Origin of the sequence: Actinomadura meyerae, from assembly GCF_900188445.1 — a bacterium.
GTDB lineage: Bacteria > Actinomycetota > Actinomycetes > Streptosporangiales > Streptosporangiaceae > Spirillospora > Spirillospora meyerae.
The window spans coordinates 16503-32240 of sequence record NZ_FZOR01000052.1; the positions used below are offsets into that span (position 1 = coordinate 16503).

General features: G+C 74.2%; 10 protein-coding genes. 6 read left to right on the forward strand and 4 right to left on the reverse strand.

Going from position 1 to position 15738, the window contains the following annotated elements; genetic code table 11:
- The first annotated feature begins 8 nt into the window (after positions 1-8).
- The 3 genes from CHF16_RS34885 to CHF16_RS34895 are packed head-to-tail and all read left to right on the forward strand — an operon-like array spanning position 9 to position 4103.
- Positions 9-1295, forward strand: a complete 1287-nt coding sequence (locus tag CHF16_RS34885; RefSeq protein ID WP_089330451.1) for a lipase family protein — start codon at positions 9-11, stop codon at positions 1293-1295.
- A 31-nt stretch (positions 1296-1326) separates the two neighbouring features.
- A complete protein-coding gene (locus CHF16_RS34890; protein WP_089330452.1) occupies positions 1327-2331 on the forward strand; it encodes an acyl-CoA desaturase in 1005 nt (334 codons plus the stop codon).
- A complete protein-coding gene (locus CHF16_RS34895; protein WP_089330453.1) occupies positions 2328-4103 on the forward strand; it encodes a fatty acyl-AMP ligase in 1776 nt (591 codons plus the stop codon). Before CHF16_RS34890 ends, CHF16_RS34895 begins: the two co-directional genes overlap by 4 nt.
- Positions 4104-4106: 3 nt before the next feature.
- Here CHF16_RS34895 and CHF16_RS34900 read toward each other — a convergent pair whose 3' ends face one another.
- On the reverse strand, positions 4107-5372 hold the full coding sequence (locus CHF16_RS34900) for a PucR family transcriptional regulator (protein WP_245869712.1): 1266 nt from the start codon (positions 5370-5372) through the stop codon (positions 4107-4109).
- A 213-nt stretch (positions 5373-5585) separates the two neighbouring features.
- Here CHF16_RS34900 and selA point away from each other — a divergent pair, with 213 nt between their 5' ends.
- Genes selA through selD form a run of 3 tightly spaced genes read left to right on the forward strand, consistent with a single transcriptional unit; the run spans position 5586 to position 9675 of the window.
- Positions 5586-6908 (forward strand): L-seryl-tRNA(Sec) selenium transferase, encoded by a 1323-nt coding sequence (gene selA, locus CHF16_RS34905; protein WP_179271851.1) that lies wholly within the window; start codon positions 5586-5588, stop codon positions 6906-6908.
- Positions 6908-8671 (forward strand): selenocysteine-specific translation elongation factor, encoded by a 1764-nt coding sequence (selB, locus tag CHF16_RS34910; protein ID WP_089330456.1) that lies wholly within the window; start codon positions 6908-6910, stop codon positions 8669-8671. The genes selA and selB overlap by 1 nt, the downstream gene beginning before the upstream one ends.
- Positions 8668-9675, forward strand: a complete 1008-nt coding sequence (selD, locus tag CHF16_RS34915) for a selenide, water dikinase SelD (protein ID WP_089330457.1) — start codon at positions 8668-8670, stop codon at positions 9673-9675. The genes selB and selD overlap by 4 nt, the downstream gene beginning before the upstream one ends.
- A 21-nt stretch (positions 9676-9696) precedes the next feature.
- Here the strand turns inward: selD and fdh are convergent, their stop codons facing one another.
- From fdh to CHF16_RS34930, 3 genes are all read right to left on the reverse strand, one after another.
- Entirely contained in the window at positions 9697-12987 is a 3291-nt protein-coding gene (fdh, locus tag CHF16_RS34920; RefSeq protein WP_089330458.1) for a formate dehydrogenase, read from the reverse strand.
- A gap of 94 nt (positions 12988-13081) precedes the next feature.
- Positions 13082-14797 carry a hypothetical protein gene (locus tag CHF16_RS34925; RefSeq protein ID WP_218826987.1) on the reverse strand — a complete coding sequence of 572 codons (1716 nt, stop codon included), beginning with the start codon at positions 14795-14797 and terminating at the stop codon, positions 13082-13084.
- A gap of 159 nt (positions 14798-14956) precedes the next feature.
- Positions 14957-15721: an SCO6745 family protein gene (locus CHF16_RS34930; protein WP_089330459.1), complete on the reverse strand. Its 765-nt coding sequence runs from the start codon at positions 15719-15721 to the stop codon at positions 14957-14959.
- Positions 15722-15738 lie beyond the last annotated feature (17 nt).

A 15738-nucleotide genomic window follows, 5' to 3' on the forward strand; every position in this document is an offset into this window, starting at 1 on the left:
GAGCGAGAATGCGCCTGCGCACCCTCTTCGGCACCGCCGTGCTCGGCGCGGCGCTGGCGGTGCCCGCCGCCGCGCCGCCCGCGGCCGCCGCCCCCGCGGGGGCCGCGCCGCCGGCGTGCGACGCCACCGACGCCGACATCTACGCCGCGCCGCCGGCCGCGGTCACCGGGAACCCGGGCGACCTGCTCGCCTGCCGCCCGGCGAAGCTGACGAACATTCCCGGCGACGTCCCGATGAAGGCGTGGAAGGTCCGGTACGTCTCGACCGACGCCAAGGGCGCGAAGAACGTGGTGACGGGGACGGTCGCGATCCCCGACGCCGCGTGGACGAAGGGCGGCTCCCGCCCGACCGTCGCGTTCAACCCCGGCACGCTCGGCTCCGGGCCGCAGTGCGCGTTCTCCAGGCAGCTCGCCGGAGAGTTCGTCGACATGTACGAGGGCGCGAACCTGACGCTGTTCCTCAAGGCCGGGTTCGCGGTGGCCGCCACCGACGGGGTCGGGTACCTCGACGGGCAGGTCCACACGTACATGATCGGGGCGAACGCCGGGCACGCGCTGCTCGACGTCGTCCGGACGTCCCGCAGGATCCCCGGCGGGACGCTCGCCGCGGACGGCAAGGTCGGCATCTCCGGCTACTCCGAGGGCGGCGCCGCCGCGCTGTGGGGCGCGCAGCTCGCCGCGTCCTACGCCCCCGAGCTGGACGTGGCCGGCGCGGCGGCGGGCGGCGTGCCCGGCGACCTGAAGCTGACGGCGAAGCAGCTCAACGGCGGCTTCTTCGCGGGCTTCCTCGCCGACGCGCTCGTGGGCCTGAACGCCGCCTACCCGGAGATGCCGTTCACCGAGCTGATGAACGACAAGGGCGCGCAGGCCATCAAGGACGTGAAGTCCCACTGCCTGTACGGGACGCTCGCGGTGTTCCTCGGCGCCCGGGTCGAGAACTTCTCCAAGGACAAGCTGAGCCTGGAGCAGCTGTACGCGGTCAAGGGCCCGGACGGCACGACCTGGGGCGAGATCGTCGACCGGCAGAAGCTCGGCGTGGACATCGGCACCCCCGCCTCCGCCGCCAAGTACAAGATCGGCTTCCCGGTGTTCCAGTACCGCGGCTGGCTGGAGGAGATCATCCCGCACGAGACCGAGGACGCCACCCGCCAGGCGTACTGCGCGGCCGGGATCAACACGACCTGGAAGAACACCTACCCGACCGAGCACCTGTCGACCGACTGGGGCGCCGCCGGGGACGTGGCGAACTTCCTCGGCGACCGCTTCGAGGGCAAGCCGGTCACCGGCAACTGCTGAGCCCGCACCACCACCACTAAGGAGTCCGACTATGACAGCGGGTGTCGCCGACGCCGGCAGCCGAACCCCGCAGCCCGACATCTCGGGCACGGTCCCGTTGCCCGAGCGCGTCGCGGTCGTGGTGTTCGTGGTCGCGCCGATCCTCGGGCTGCTGGGCGCCGTCCCCTTCCTGTGGGGCTGGGGCCTCGGCTGGACGGACGTCGCCATCTTCGCCTTCCTCTATCCGCTCAACGCCCTCGGCATCACGGTGGGCTACCACCGGCACTTCACGCACGGCGGCTTCAAGGCCAAGCGGTGGCTGCGGATCGCGCTGGCGATCCTCGGCGGGCAGGCCATGCAGGGGTCGGTCGTCCGGTGGGTCGCCGACCACCGCCGCCACCACAAGTACTCCGACCAGGAGGGCGACCCGCACTCGCCGTGGGCGTACGGGCCTGGCGTGTGGGGCCTCACCAAGGGCCTGTACCACGCGCACATGGGCTGGCTGTTCAGCAAGGACCGCACGTCCCGCAGCAAGTACGCGCCCGACCTGCTCAAGGACAGGGACATCCGGTTCCTGTCGCTGGACCCCGTCTACGCCGTCATCGTCCTGTCGACGTTCCTCGTCCCGATGGGCCTCGGCGCACTGCTCACCCAGTCCTGGCACGGCGCCCTCACCGCGCTGTTCTGGGCGGGCCTGATGCGGGTGTTCGTCGGCGAGCACGTGACGTTCTCGATCAACTCGATCTGCCACGTGTTCGGCAAGGAGGACTTCAGGACCCGCGACAAGGCCCGCAACGTGTGGTGGCTGGCGATCCCGTCGTTCGGCGAGTCCTGGCACAACCTGCACCACGCCGACCCGACCTGCGCGCGGCACGGCGTCCTGAAGGGCCAGATCGACATCAGCGCCCGCGTCATCTGGCTGTTCGAGAGGCTCGGCTGGGTCTGGGACGTCCGCTGGCCCGACCACGACCGCCTCGCCGCCCGCCGCGTCACCGCCGACCGCGCCGACCCCGCGAGCACTCCCGCGAGTGCGAACGCCAATGGAGAAGCAGCATGACCGACCTGCCCGACCTCGACCGGACCCCGCTGATCGAACGGCTCGCCCGGTTCGCCAAGGACTTCCCCGGCGACCGCGCGTACACGTTCATGGACTACCTGACCGACCCGGACGGCATCGCCACCGACGTCACCTGGGGCGAGCTGGACCAGCGCGCGCGCTCCATCGCCGCCGCGATCCGCCGCGCCGCCGACCCCGGCGCCCGCGCGGCCCTGCTCGCCCCGCAGGACCTGCACTACGTGACCGGCTTCCTCGGCGCGATGTACGCCCGCGTCATCGGCGTCCCGCTGTTCTCGCCCGAGCTGCCCGGCCACGGCGACCGGCTCCTCGCCGTCTACCAGGACGCCGCGCCCGACGTCGTGCTCACCACGCGCGCGTCGATGCCGCACGTCGAGACGTTCCTGGCGGGGGACGGGGTGCGCGCGCCGAAGGAGGTGATCGTCCTCGACGAGGTCGACCCGGCGCTGGACTGGGCGCCGGAGCCGATCGACCCCGACGACGTCGCCTACCTGCAGTACACGTCCGGCTCGACCCGGACCCCGGCCGGCGTCATCATCACGCACGGGAACTTCGCGACGAACGCCGAGCAGCTCTGGCGGACGTTCGAGGGCATCCCGCGCGAGTCGTCCGGCGTGAACTGGCTGCCGGTGTTCCACGACATGGGCCTGGTCACGACCGTGGCGCTGCCGCTCGTCTACGGGAACCCGGGCGTGATCATGGACCCGGTGGCGTTCATCATGCGGCCCGTCCGCTGGCTGGAACTGCTCAGCGGGCAGCGGCACGCGTTCACCGGCGGCCCCAACTTCGCCTACGAGTACGTCACCGCGCAGGTCACCGAGGAGGAGAAGCAGAAGCTCGACCTCAGCGGCGTGCAGGTGTTCATGAACGGCGCGGAGCCGATCCGGGAGAGCACCCTCACCGGCTTCTACGAGGCGTTCAAGGACTGCGGGCTGCGGCCCGAGGCGCAGGTGTGCGCCTACGGCCTGGCCGAGGCGACCGTGTACGTGTCGGCGTCGTCGCGGTTCCGGACCCCGACCCGGGTGGCGTTCGACCACGAGGCGCTCCGCCGCGGCACGGCCGAGCCGTGCGACGCCGCCGCGCCCGGCGCGATCCAGCTGATCGCGTGCGGGACGTCCTACGGCCAGCACGTCGCCATCGTCGACCCGGAGACGGGCGTCCGGCTCGCGGACGGCGCCGTCGGCGAGATCTGGGTGCACGGCCCGAACGTCGCCGCCGGCTACTGGGGGCGGCCCGAGGCGACGAAGGAGACGTTCCAGGCGGAGCTGTCCGGCACGCTCGGGGACCTGCCGCGCGGGCCCTGGCTGCGCACCGGCGACCTCGGCGTCCTGCACGGCGGAGAGCTGTTCGTCACCGGCCGCATCAAGGACCTGGTCATCGTCGACGGCCGCAACCACTACCCGCAGGACATCGAGTTCACCGTGTCCGGCGCGCACAAGGCGATCCGCCGCGAGTACGCGTGCGCGGTGGCGGTCGACACCGGCGACACCGAGGGCCTCGTCGTGATCGCCGAGCGGAACCGGCGGGTGCCGGTCGCGCTGCTCGACACGGAGGACGCGGCGCGCGCCGTGCGGGCGGCGGTCAAGCAGCAGCACGACCTGCGGGTCCACGACTTCGTGCTGATCGAGCCGGGCGGCCTGCTCCGCACCAGCAGCGGGAAGATCGCCCGCTCGGCCTGCCGGCGCGGCTACCTCGACGGGACGCTGCCGGTCACCCGGGTACCGGGTGGCGGGGTACCGGCCGGGGGCGGCTGACGCTCACGCCTGCTCCCCGTCCGGGTGGTCCCGCAGCCAGACGGGGAGCAGCAGCATCAGCTCCAGCCGGACCGCCGGGTCCTCGAAGTCGTAGTCGAACAGCTCGTGCAGTTGCGCGAGCCGGTACCGGACGGTCTGCGGGTGCACGCAGAGCGCCTCGGCGGCGTCCGTCGCGTTGAAGCCGTGCTTGAGGCACTCCAGCAGCGTCGCCGCGAGCCGGGCGCCGCGGTGCGGGCCGACCGCGGCGAGCGGGGCCAGCCGGCGCCGCGCCGCCGCCTCGGCGAGCGTCCGGCCCTCCTGGAGCAGCAGGCCGGGCACGTGCCGGTCGGCGTGCACCAGCTTCCCGGGGCCGGGCGGGGAGGGCTTGCCGTCCGCCACGAGGTCCCGGCCGTCCGCCATGAGATCCAGGGTGCGGTGCGCCCAGTGCAGCGACACGCCGGCCTGCGCGGTCGGCACCGGCGGGCCGACGGCGCCGGTCCAGCCGCCGAGCGACGCGGTGAGCCGGCCGGTGCCGCCGGGGCGGTCCGGGTCCGGCATGACCAGGCACGGGCGGCCCCGGTCCAGGCCGCTCAGCAGGAACGGCGGCAGCCCGGCCGGGCCCTCGCCGCCGCTGCCGGGGCGCGGCAGCAGCACGATCACCGCGAGCCGCTCGGGCAGCGCCCACCCGGCGAGGTTCGCCTGCTCGGCGAGGACGTCCGCCGGGGCGGGCGGGTCCGACAGCAGCAGGCCGAGCAGCCGGGCGCGGCGCTGCTCCCGCTCGCCCGCCGTCCGCTCCCTGGCCCGCGCGTAGCCCTGCGCGGCGGCGGACGCCAGCAGGTCCAGGTAGGCGAAGTTCACCTCGGTCAGCGAGATCGCCAGCTCGCGCGGCTTCTGCAGCCGGTCGGCCTCCCGCGACAGGTACCGCCACGCCGTCCGGGACGCGATCCGCAGCGCGTTCTGCAGGTGCTCCAGGGAGCGGCCCTCCATCGCCTCCCCGTACCCGATGTCGAAGAAGACCTGGTGGACCTCCTTGAAGGACGCGTCCGGGTCGGCGATCAGCTGGATGAAGTGCCCCATGCCGCGGGTCGCCGCGACGCGCATCACCTCGGTGTAGACCGGGTCGTCGGGCCGGGCGTACTCCGGGACGTGCCGCCGTACCCCCTCCACCATGGATTCCACCAGGGCGGGAAGGTGGGGGCGCATCCACTGCGCCTCTTCTCTGGGCACGTCGCGCCACGGTTCCCTCGACAGGTCGTCGGTCGAGGGGGACCTCTCGCACAGCTCCGTCAAAGTGTCACCTCCATGAGCGGACACCGGGCCGTCAGGCTAAGGAGCGCGCGTCACACAGGACACTCATATCAATGACAAGACCGCCAGATTCCTTGTCATACCTCGCGAACGGTGCAGGCGGGAACGGTCCGTCCGGCACGCGCGGCGCGTGCTTCGGGGACCGCTCGTTTGCGTGCGATGCTGGCGGGTAGCGCTGCGCTCGGAGGTCGCCTGATGGATCGTGAAGCCGTGCCCGTCGCGGAGGAGGACGGGCGGCGGCGGATCGCCCGCACGGACGTGGTGCTCGCCGACCCGCGGCTCGCCGGGGCGGCCGGGCGGCTCGGGCGGGGCGTGGTCAAGGCGGCGGTCGTCGCGGCCCAGCGCCGGGCGCGGAGCGGCGAGATCCCCCCGGACGCCGTGGCCGACGCCGCCGTCGCGTCGCTGCCGCCGACCGCCTCCGGGCTCCGGCCCGTGATCAACGCGACCGGCGTCCTCCTGCACACCAACCTCGGCCGAGCGCCGCTGTCGGACGCCGCGCGGGGGGCCGTGGCGGTGGCCTCCGGCGCCACCGACGTGGAACTCGACCTGGCGACGGGGCGCCGCGCGAAGCGGGGCCGGTCCGTGCTGGACGCCCTGCTGGAGCGGGTGCCGCAGGCGGAGGCCGCGCACGTCGTCAACAACGGCGCGGCGGCGCTCGTGCTGGCCGCGACCGCGCTCGCCGCGGGCCGGGAGATCGTCATCAGCCGCGGCGAGATGGTGGAGATCGGCGACGGGTTCCGCATCCCCGAGCTGCTCGCCGCGACCGGCGCCGTCCTGCGCGAGGTCGGCACCACCAACCGCACCTCGCCGGACGACTACGCGGCGGCGGTCGGCGAGCGGACCGGCTTCATCCTCAAGGTGCACCCGTCGAACTTCCGTGTCGCCGGCTTCACACGGGCCGCGGACGTCTCCGAGCTGACCGGGCTCGGCGTGCCGGTCGTCGCCGACATCGGCTCCGGCCTGCTCGCCCCCGAACCGCTGCTGCCGGACGAGCCCGACGCCGCGTCCGTGCTCAAGGCGGGCGCGGACCTGGTCACCGCCAGCGGCGACAAGCTCCTCGGCGGGCCGCAGTGCGGGCTCCTCCTCGGCCGCGAGGACGTGGTGCGGCGGCTGGCGCGGCATCCGATCGCCCGCGCGCTGCGGGTCGGCAAGATGACGCTCGCCGCGCTGGAGGCCACCGTCCGCGGGCCGCGCACGCCGACCGAGGAGGCCCTGCGGGCCGGGGCCGCGGCGCTGCGGGAGCGGGCCGAACGGCTCGCCGCCCGCCTGCGGGAGGAGGGCATCGACGCGGCGGCCGTGGACAGCGGGGCGGCCGTCGGGGGCGGCGGCGCGCCCGGCGTCGTCCTGCCGAGCGCGGCGGTGGCGCTGCCGGAGCCGTTCGCGGCCCGGCTGCGGCGCGGCGTCCCGGCCGTGATGGGCCGGGTCGAGGACGGGCGGTGCCTGCTCGACCTGCGCGCGGTGCCGCCCGGCGAGGACGCCGCCGTGGCCGCGGCGGTCCGGGAGGCGGCGGCGCCGTGATGCATGTCGTCGCGACCGCCGGGCACGTCGACCACGGCAAGTCCACGCTCGTCCGCGCCCTCACCGGGATGGAGCCCGACCGGCTGGAGGAGGAGCGCCGCCGCGGCCTGACGATCGAGCTGGGCTTCGCCTGGACGACCCTGCCCGGCGGCGGCCGCCTGGCGTTCGTGGACGTCCCCGGGCACGAGCGGCTCGTCACCACGATGCTCGCCGGGGTCGGGCCCGCCCCGGCGGTGATGTTCGTGGTGGCCGCAGACCAGGGCTGGCAGCGGCAGTCGGAGGAGCACCTCGCGGTGCTCGACGCGCTCGGCGTCCGGCACGGCCTCCTCGCCGTCACCCGCCGCGACCTCGCCGGGCCCGGCGCTGCGGAGCGGGCACGGGACGAGGCCCTCGCGCACCTCGCCGCCACCTCGCTCGGCGAGGTCGAGCCGGTCCTGGTCAGCGGCGCCACCGGCGAGGGCCTGGACGAGCTGCGCGCCGCGCTGGAGCGGCTCACCGCGTCCCTCCCGGCACCCGACCGCGGCGCCGACGTGCGGCTGTGGATCGACCGGGTCTTCACCGTCCGCGGGCGCGGCACCGTCGTGACCGGGACGCTCGGCGCCGGGACGGTGCGCGTCGGCGACCGCCTGGAGATCGGCGGCGAGCTGGTGCGCGTGCGCGGCCTGCAGAGCCTCAAGGAGGACCGCGACGCCGTCGGCGCCGTCGCCCGCGTCGCGGTCAACCTGCACGGGGACGTGCGGCGGGCCGGTCGCGGCGACGCCCTGCTCACCCCCGGGCGCTGGCTCACCGCCGCCGTCGTCGACGTGCGGCTGCGCGGCGATCCGGCCGATGGCCTGCCGCGCGAGCTGACCCTGCACGCCGGGTCGGCGGCGGTGCCGGTGCACGTGCGCCCGCTCGGCGCCGACACCGCGCGGCTCGCGCTGCGCCGGCCGCTGCCGCTGCGGGTCGGCGACACCGCGCTGCTCCGCGACCCGGGCGCCCACCGCGTCCCCGCCGGGGTCACCGTGCTGGACGTCCGGCCCGAGCCGTTCCGGCGGCGCGGCGCGGCGGCGGCGCGGGCCCGCGAGCTCGACTCGATCAATGGGCGGCCGGACGGGCCCGGCGAGCTGCGCCGCCGGGGGCTGATCAAGCGGGCCGAGCTGGTCGCGATGGGCGTGCCCGTCCCGTCCGAACCCGTCGCCGGGGACTGGCTCGCCGACCCCGGCCATTGGGAAGACCTCCGCAAGCGCCTCATCGCCGCCGTCGAGGAGCATGCCGCCGCGCACCCCGCCGACCCGGGCCTGCCCGCCGACGCCGCCCGCCGCGCCCTCGGCCTGCCCGACCGCGCCCTCGTCGAGGCCCTCGCCGAAGGGCTGCACCGCCGCGACGGCCGGATCTACGGCCGGGCGACCGCGCCGGAACTGCCGCCGCCGGTCCGGGCGGCCGTCGACGCCGTCCGCCGCGACCTCGCCGCGGCGCCGTTCCGGGCGCCCGACGCGGGCCGGCTCGCCGAGCTCGGCCTCACCCCGAAGATGCTCGCCGCCGCCGCGGCGGCCGGCGCGCTGCTGCGGGTCGGCGGCGGCATCGTGCTGCTGCCCGGCGACGACGCCCGCGCCGCCGCGCTCCTCGCCGGGCTCGGCGGCCCGTTCACGCTGAGCGAGGCGCGCCGCGCGCTCGGCACCACCCGCCGCGTCGCCGTCCCGCTCCTGGAGCACCTCGACGCCGCGGGCTACACCGTCCGGGTGGACGACCTCCGGCGGCGCTGTACCGAGAGGACGCCATGACCGACACGGCCAAGCGGCTGACGCAGTACGCGCACGGCGGCGGCTGCGCCTGCAAGATCCCGCCCGGCGAGCTGGAGGACGTCGTCGCCGGCCTCACCACCGCCCCCGCCGCCCCCCACGGCGAGCTGATCGTCGGGCTGGAGACCGGCGACGACGCCGCGGTCGTCCGGCTGCCCGGCTCGCGCGGCGGGCTCGCCGCCGTCGCCACCGCCGACTTCTTCACCCCCGTCGTCGACGACCCCTACGACTGGGGGCGGATCGCCGCCGCCAACGCCCTGTCCGACGTGTACGCCGTCGGCGGGCGCCCGCTCGTCGCGGTGAACCTGCTCGCCTGGCCCCGCGAGGTGCTGCCGTTCGAGCTGGCCCGGGAGGTGCTGCGCGGCGGCCTGGACGTCGCCGCCGAGGCGGGCTGCCACGTCGGCGGCGGCCACAGCGTCGACGACCCCGAGCCCAAGTACGGCATGGCCGTCACCGGCGTCGCCGACCCCGCCGCCCTGCTCCGCAACGACACCGGCAAGCCGGGCCTGCCGCTCACCCTGACCAAGCCGCTCGGCGTCGGGGTGCTGAACAACCGGCACAAGGCGACCGGGGAGGTCTTCCCGCACGCCGTCGCGGCGATGGCCGCGCTGAACCGGGACGCCTCCGCGGCCGCGCTCGACGCGGGCGCGACCTGCGCCACCGACGTGACCGGCTTCGGGCTGCTCGGGCACCTGTACAAGCTGGCCCGCGCGTCCGGCGTCACCGCCGTGGTCGACGCCGCCGCCGTCCCGTACCTGGACGGCGCCCGCGAGTCGCTGCGCGCCGGGTACGTCAGCGGCGGCACCCGCCGCAACCTCGACTGGGTCGCCCCGCACACCGACTTCGGCGGCGCCCCCGAGGAGGACCGCCTCCTCCTCGCCGACGCGCAGACCTCCGGCGGCCTCCTCGTCGCGGGTGAGATCCCCGGCGAACCGGTCATCGGGGAGCTGGTCCCTGCGGGGCCGCACCCGCTGGTCGTCCGCTGAACCCCTGGACCCCCGGTCCCGTCAGACCTCGGTGCCCGTCTCGTCGGTGACGCCGGCCCGCCTGCGGTAGGCGCGGACCAGCTCGTCGGCGGCGGCGCCGCGCGGGCGGCGGCCCGGCCGGATGTCGACCGACAGCGCCTTCGCCTCCTGGATGTGGGTGTTCGGGTCCAGGGACATGTGCAGCAGCTCGTTGGCGGCGTCGCCGGTGCTGTAGCCGTTCGGCCCCCAGTGGTACGGCAGGCCGATCTGGTGCATCGTGCGGCCGTCCACGACGAGCGGCTGCATCCGCTCGGTGACCAGGACGCGGGCCTCCACGACGGCGCGCGGGCTGACGATCGTCGCCCAGCCGCCGTGCTCCAGCCCGCGCTCGGCCGCGAGCTCCGGTGACACCTCGCAGAAGAACTCCGGCTGGAGCTCCGCCAGGTACGGCTGCCACCGCGACATGCCGCCCGCCGTGTGGTGCTCGGTGAGCCGGTACGTCGTCGCGACGTACGGGTAGACGGCCGCGCCCGGCGAGCCGTCGCTCGGCGCGTACCGGTTGTCGGGATGCGGCGGCAGCAGCTGCCGGACGGGGTTGCGCTGCTGCCCGTACAGCGGGTTCGTGAACGGCGACTCCTGCGGCTCGTAGTGCGCCGGCAGCGGGCCGTCCGTCAGCCCCGCCGGGACGAACAGCCACGCCTTGCCGTCCGCCTGCATGATGAACGGGTCGTCGCCCGCGAGCGCGTCCGGGCCGGTCGCGTCGCCGGGCGGCTTGTAGTCGGGCGGGCGGTCGGCGATGAAGTCCGGCACGTCGTGGCCCGTCCACTTCCCCTGCTCGGCGTCCCACCAGACGTACGCCTTGCGGTCGCTCCACGGGTTGCCGTCCTTGTCGGCGGACGCCCGGTTGTAGAGGATGCGGCGGTTGGCGGGCCACGCCCAGCCCCACTCGGGCGCGACCCAGTGCTGGTCCTTGCCGGGCTTGCGGCGCGCGGTCTGGTTGACGCCGTCGGCGTAGCAGCCGCAGTAGATCCAGCAGCCGCACCGGGTGGACCCGTCGTCCTTCAGCTGGGTGTAGGACGACAGCGGGTTCCCGTCGGCGTCGAAGCCGTTGATCTCGGCGAGCACCGCCTCCGCGTCCGGCTCGTCGAGCGCGCCCTTGGTCGGGTAGTCCCAGGTGAGGTCGAGGATCGGCCGGTCCATCTCGTCGTCCGACGCGGCGAGCTTCTCCCGGATGATGCGACCGAGGTGGTAGGTGAACCACAGGTCGCTGCGCGCGTCGCCGGGCGGCTCCACCGCCTGGTGGTGCCACTGGAGCATCCGCTGCGTGTTGGTGAAGCTGCCGTCCTTCTCGGTGTGCGCGGCCGCGGGCAGGAAGAACACCTCGGTGCCGATGTCCTCGGTGCGCAGCTCGCCCGACTCGATCTCCGGGCCGTCCTTCCACCAGGTCGCCGACTCGATCAGCGAGAAGTCGCGGACGACGAGCCAGTCCAGGTTCGCCATCCCGAGCCGCTGGATCTTGGCGTTGGCCGACCCGACCGCCGGGTTCTCGCCCATCAGGAAGAAGCCCTTGCACACGCCGTCGATCTGCGCCATCGCCGTCTCGTACGTGCTGTGCGAGCCGGTCAGCCGCGGCAGGTAGTCGAAGCAGTAGTCGTTGTCCTCGGTCGCCGCGTCGCCCCAGTACGACTTCAGCAGGCTGACGGCGTAGGCGCGCATGTTGCCCCAGTAGCCCTTGCGCGCCGACTCGGCCTGGACGAAGGCGTCCAGGTCCTCGTTGCTGTGCGCGTGCGGCATCGGGATGTAGCCGGGCAGCAGGTTGAACAGCGTCGGGATGTCGGTCGAGCCTTGGATGGACGCGTGGCCGCGCAGCGCCAGGATGCCGCCGCCGGGCCGCCCGATGTTGCCGAGCAGGCTCTGCAGGATGGCCGCCGTCCGGATGTACTGGACGCCGACCGTGTGCTGCGTCCAGCCCACCGCGTAGACGAACGCGGACGTCCGGTCGCGGCCCGAGTTCTCGGTGAGCATCTCGCACACCTTGCGGAACTGGTCCTGCGGGACGCCGCAGATCCGCTCGACCATCTCCGGCGTGTAGCGCGCGTAGTGCCGCTTGAGCACCTGGAAGACGCACCGCGGATGCTCCAGGCCGGGGTCGCGCGGCGGGTGGCCCTCGCCGATCGCCGCGCCGCCGGAGCCGTGCGCCTCGCCCCGTGCCGCCTCCTCGACGGACTCGGCGGACGCCTCGGCCTCCTCGGCGGAATCGGCGCGGCCGACGCGCTCGTTGTAGGACATGTCGCGCTCGCCGGCCGCCGACTGGACCTCCATGCCCTCGTACTGCCACGTCCTGTGGTCGTAGCTCCGCGTCTCCGGGTTCAGCCCGGAGAACACGCCGTCGAGGTCCTCGGTGTCGCGGAAGTCCTCCGTCAGGATGACGGACGCGTTGGTGTACGCGACGATGTAGTCACGGAAGTACTTGTCGTTCTCCAGGACGTAGTTGATGATCCCGCCCAGGAACGCGATGTCGCTGCCCGCCCGCAGCGGGACGTGCAGGTCCGACAGGGCGCTGGTCCGCGTGAACCGCGGGTCGACATGGATGACCGTCGCGCCGCGCGCCTTCGCCTCCATCACCCACTGGAACCCCACCGGATGGCACTCGGCCATGTTGGAGCCCTGGATGACGATGCAGTCGGAGTTCTGCAGGTCCTGCTGGAACGTGGTCGCTCCGCCGCGCCCGAACGAGGTTCCCAGACTGGGAACGGTGGAGGAGTGTCAAACGCGGGCCTGATTCTCGATCTGCACCGCGCCGAGCGCGGTGAACAGCTTCTTGATCAGGTAGTTCTCCTCGTTGTCGAGCGTGGCCCCGCCGAGGCTCGCGACCCCGAGCGTGCGCCGCACCCGCAGCCCGTCCTGCTCCCACTGCCAGCCGTGCCGGCGCGCCTCGATCACCCGGTCGGCGATCATGTCCATGGCGGTGCCGAGGTCGAGCGGCTCCCAGTCGGTGCCGCCCGGCCGCCGGTACAGCACCTGCTGCCCGCGCGCGGACCCGGTGGTGAGCTGGAGCGTCGCCGAGCCCTTCGGGCACAGCCGTCCCCTGCTGACCGGCGAGTCGGGGTCGCCCTCGACCTGGGTCACCTTGCCGTCGGTGACGTAGACGTCCTGGCCGCAGCCGACCGCGCAGTACGGGCAGACGGACTTCACGACCCGGTCGGCGGTGCTGACCCGCGCCTTGATCCGCTCGGACCCGGCGCTCTTCGCCGCCGCCCCGCGCCCGAGCGGGTCGCCGCCGGTGAACTGGCGGTAGACGGGCCATGACTCGATCCAGGTACGAACGCCCACGTCACACCACCCCTCACTTCGGCGCGCCGTCCACCTACCCGCCGCCCGTCCCGCAAAACACCCTTCTTCGCGGGCCGGGCGGCGGGCGCGGGCGTCATCCGGCCGCGAAGGCGGCGAGGGCCGTGGAGATCGGCTCCGGCCTCCCGTCGTTCTGCACGGCGGACGCGGTGAGCACGTCGATGTGCTGGTAGCCGGGCGCGATGACGTCGCCGGGCTGCGGGTCGGCGGCGCCGAGCCCGTCGCCCGCCTCCAGGTTGAGGACGGGGTTCGCCGCGATGCCGCCGCCGTGCACGGCGCCGTCCGCGATGCCGGGCGCGCCCGCCAGCGCGATGTCGGTGATCAGTTTGGTCGGGAAGTAGTGCTCGGTGAAGTCCAGCGGGTGCTCCGACAGGCTGCGGGCCAGCTCGGCGATGTCGGTGACCTCCTTGCCCGCGGACGTGAACGGCTTGCCGTCCTTCGCGGTGTGACCGGGATCGTCCGGGGCGCCGATCCGGTCGTAGTTGCGCCAGGAGTAGAGCGGGCCGCCGGGCTCGTCCGGGATCGCCTTCTTGTCCGTGCCGAGCAGCCGGGCGAGGCCGCTGAGCCCGATCTCGTCGAGGTTGTTGGGGGCCGGGAACTCCTTGTCGACGATCTTCCCGCCGTCCCAGAAGCCGACGCTGGCCTGCATGAACGCGAGCGGCTCGGAGTTGTCGTCCAGCAGCCCGCCGAGCGCGGCGGCGTTGGTGAACCGGAAGTCCTTCACGGACGGGGAGCCCGTGAGGAAGGTCGGGTAGTCCTTGGAGAACAGCAGCCGGTACGTCATGTCCTGGTTGAACCCGGACGGGACGTACGTCGCGAGGTCGGAGAGGCCGCCCGGGTCGAGGTTGGCGGCGAGGCCGGCGATGGACAGCAGGTTCATCGTCTCGGTGTTGACCACGGCCGGGGCCGACAGCGCGCGCGGCACCAGTCCGGTCTCCAGCCCGGCCTGGACGGCGCCCGCGCCGAACTCCACGAGCGGGACCCATTCCGCCGGGGTTTCGCCGCCCAGGCCCGGGAGCCCCTTCGCGATGCGGGTGTCGAGCGCGAAGTAGCCGGAGCACTGGTTGTACCCGGCGTCGCCGGTGGTGGCGGGATTCCCGTCGAAGTCCCACTCGGCGAAGTACGCCGTCAGGACGCCGCCGAGCGAGTGGCCGCCGCACATCATCCGGCGCTTGCGCTCCGCCTGGTCGGGCAGCTCACGTGCCATCAGGTCGTACTGGTCGCGGACGGTCTGCGCCAGCCCGACCGTCTGGAGCCACTTCACCTGGTCGTTGGTCTGGTAGCCGGCGAACGTGCGGCCGTCGACCTCCTTCTGCCGGTAGTAGTAGTCGACGGCGAGGTGCACGTCCTTCGCCTTCAGGCCGGCCAGGACGCCGGTGCGGTCCTCCAGGCAGTTGGAGCGCCGGTCGAGCGCCCAGAACTCGATGTGCCGCCCGCTCTTCGCCGCCGCCGACACGGTGTTGCGGGCGACGCTGTCGAACGCGCCCGCGCCCTCGAAGATGCCGGGCTGCGCGACCAGGATCTTGTCGGCGCGGGCCGACTCGGCGGGCCCGTCCTTGTGCCGGAACCGCAGGTAGGACAGCCAGTCGCAGGCTTCGGGGCGCGGGCCGGCGGCGGCGGGCAGCGGCACCCTGACCCGCACCACCGACTCGGCGACGTCGGTGACCGGCGAACCGGACGCCACCGGCGTCTCGGACCTGTCGGCCTCGCGCGCGCCGACCGGCCCGGCCGCAGCGCCGAGCACGAGGAGGGACGCGGCGAGGGCCGTCAGGGGGAGTGGGGGTCGCCCCATCACGGGCTCCTTCCGGAGGTGATCGGTAACAGGGCAACAATGAACCCGTCGATCTCCCGACGACAGTCGCTCCTTCGCACAATTTCCGCGGTGGCCTTGTCCGGCCGCGACAAACCGATCAGGCGAGCCCGGCCAGGGCCGGTCAGGGGAGGACGCCGGTCAGGGGAGGACGGCCGCGCCCGCCTTCGCGACCAGGCCGGCGAACTCGGCGCGCTCGGACGGCGACAGCGCCCGCTCGTACACCGCGGCGGACAGCCGGTCGGTGATCTCCTCGGCCTCGGCCAGCCGGGGCTTGAGCGCGGTGCAGTCGGGGAACCCGCCCTGCCACCCGCAGAACTTCGCCTTGCCCTCGCCCTCGTTGGTGAGGACGGCCTCCAGCGGGGTCAGCCCGACCGCCGTCGTCGCGACCAGGTGCATCCCGCCGCGCAGCTCGCGCAGCACCTGGAGCGCCTGCACCAGGCGGCCGGGGCCGGGATCGGGCCGCGGCTCGGCGCGCCAGCCGCAGAAGAGCGGCAGGCCCGCGCCGTCGGCCGCGTCCGCGACCCGCTCGGCCAGCTCGCATAGGCGCTGGTCATGGGGGACGCGCTCCTCGGCCCAGGCCGTGAACGCGCGCGCGTACCGCCGCGCGGCCTCCCGCGCCCCCGCGACCGCGACACCCTCGTCCCACATGGCCCGGACGACGCCCGGCTCGAAGAAGCCCAGCGCGGACCACGCCACGCTCCCGTCGACGTCCCCGAGCACCCCGGCGCGCCCGGCGAAGTAGAACGCGAACGGGTTGGCGTACCCGAGCCGGGTGCCGTGCTCGGAGACGGCCGGGTCCAGCATCCACTTCGAGCCGATGTCGTGGATGGTCGTGTCGGCGGCGCGCACGGTCTCGGCGGCGCTCAGCTCCGTCTGGTCCGTCAGGTCCGGCTGGTCCGTCATGGGGGCTCCTCGCGTTC

Bases quoted from the DNA above. Each gene is read 5' to 3' on its own strand.
- CHF16_RS34885 (WP_089330451.1), top strand. From the start codon at position 9: ATGCGCCTGCGCACCCTCTTCGGCACCGCCGTGCTCGGCGCGGCGCTG.
- CHF16_RS34890 (WP_089330452.1), top strand. From the start codon at position 1,327: ATGACAGCGGGTGTCGCCGACGCCGGCAGCCGAACCCCGCAGCCCGAC.
- CHF16_RS34895 (WP_089330453.1), top strand. From the start codon at position 2,328: ATGACCGACCTGCCCGACCTCGACCGGACCCCGCTGATCGAACGGCTC.
- selA (WP_179271851.1), top strand. From the start codon at position 5,586: ATGGATCGTGAAGCCGTGCCCGTCGCGGAGGAGGACGGGCGGCGGCGG.
- selB (WP_089330456.1), top strand. From the start codon at position 6,908: ATGCATGTCGTCGCGACCGCCGGGCACGTCGACCACGGCAAGTCCACG.
- selD (WP_089330457.1), top strand. From the start codon at position 8,668: ATGACCGACACGGCCAAGCGGCTGACGCAGTACGCGCACGGCGGCGGC.
- CHF16_RS34925 (WP_218826987.1), bottom strand. From the start codon at position 14,797: ATGGGGCGACCCCCACTCCCCCTGACGGCCCTCGCCGCGTCCCTCCTC.
- CHF16_RS34930 (WP_089330459.1), bottom strand. From the start codon at position 15,721: ATGACGGACCAGCCGGACCTGACGGACCAGACGGAGCTGAGCGCCGCC.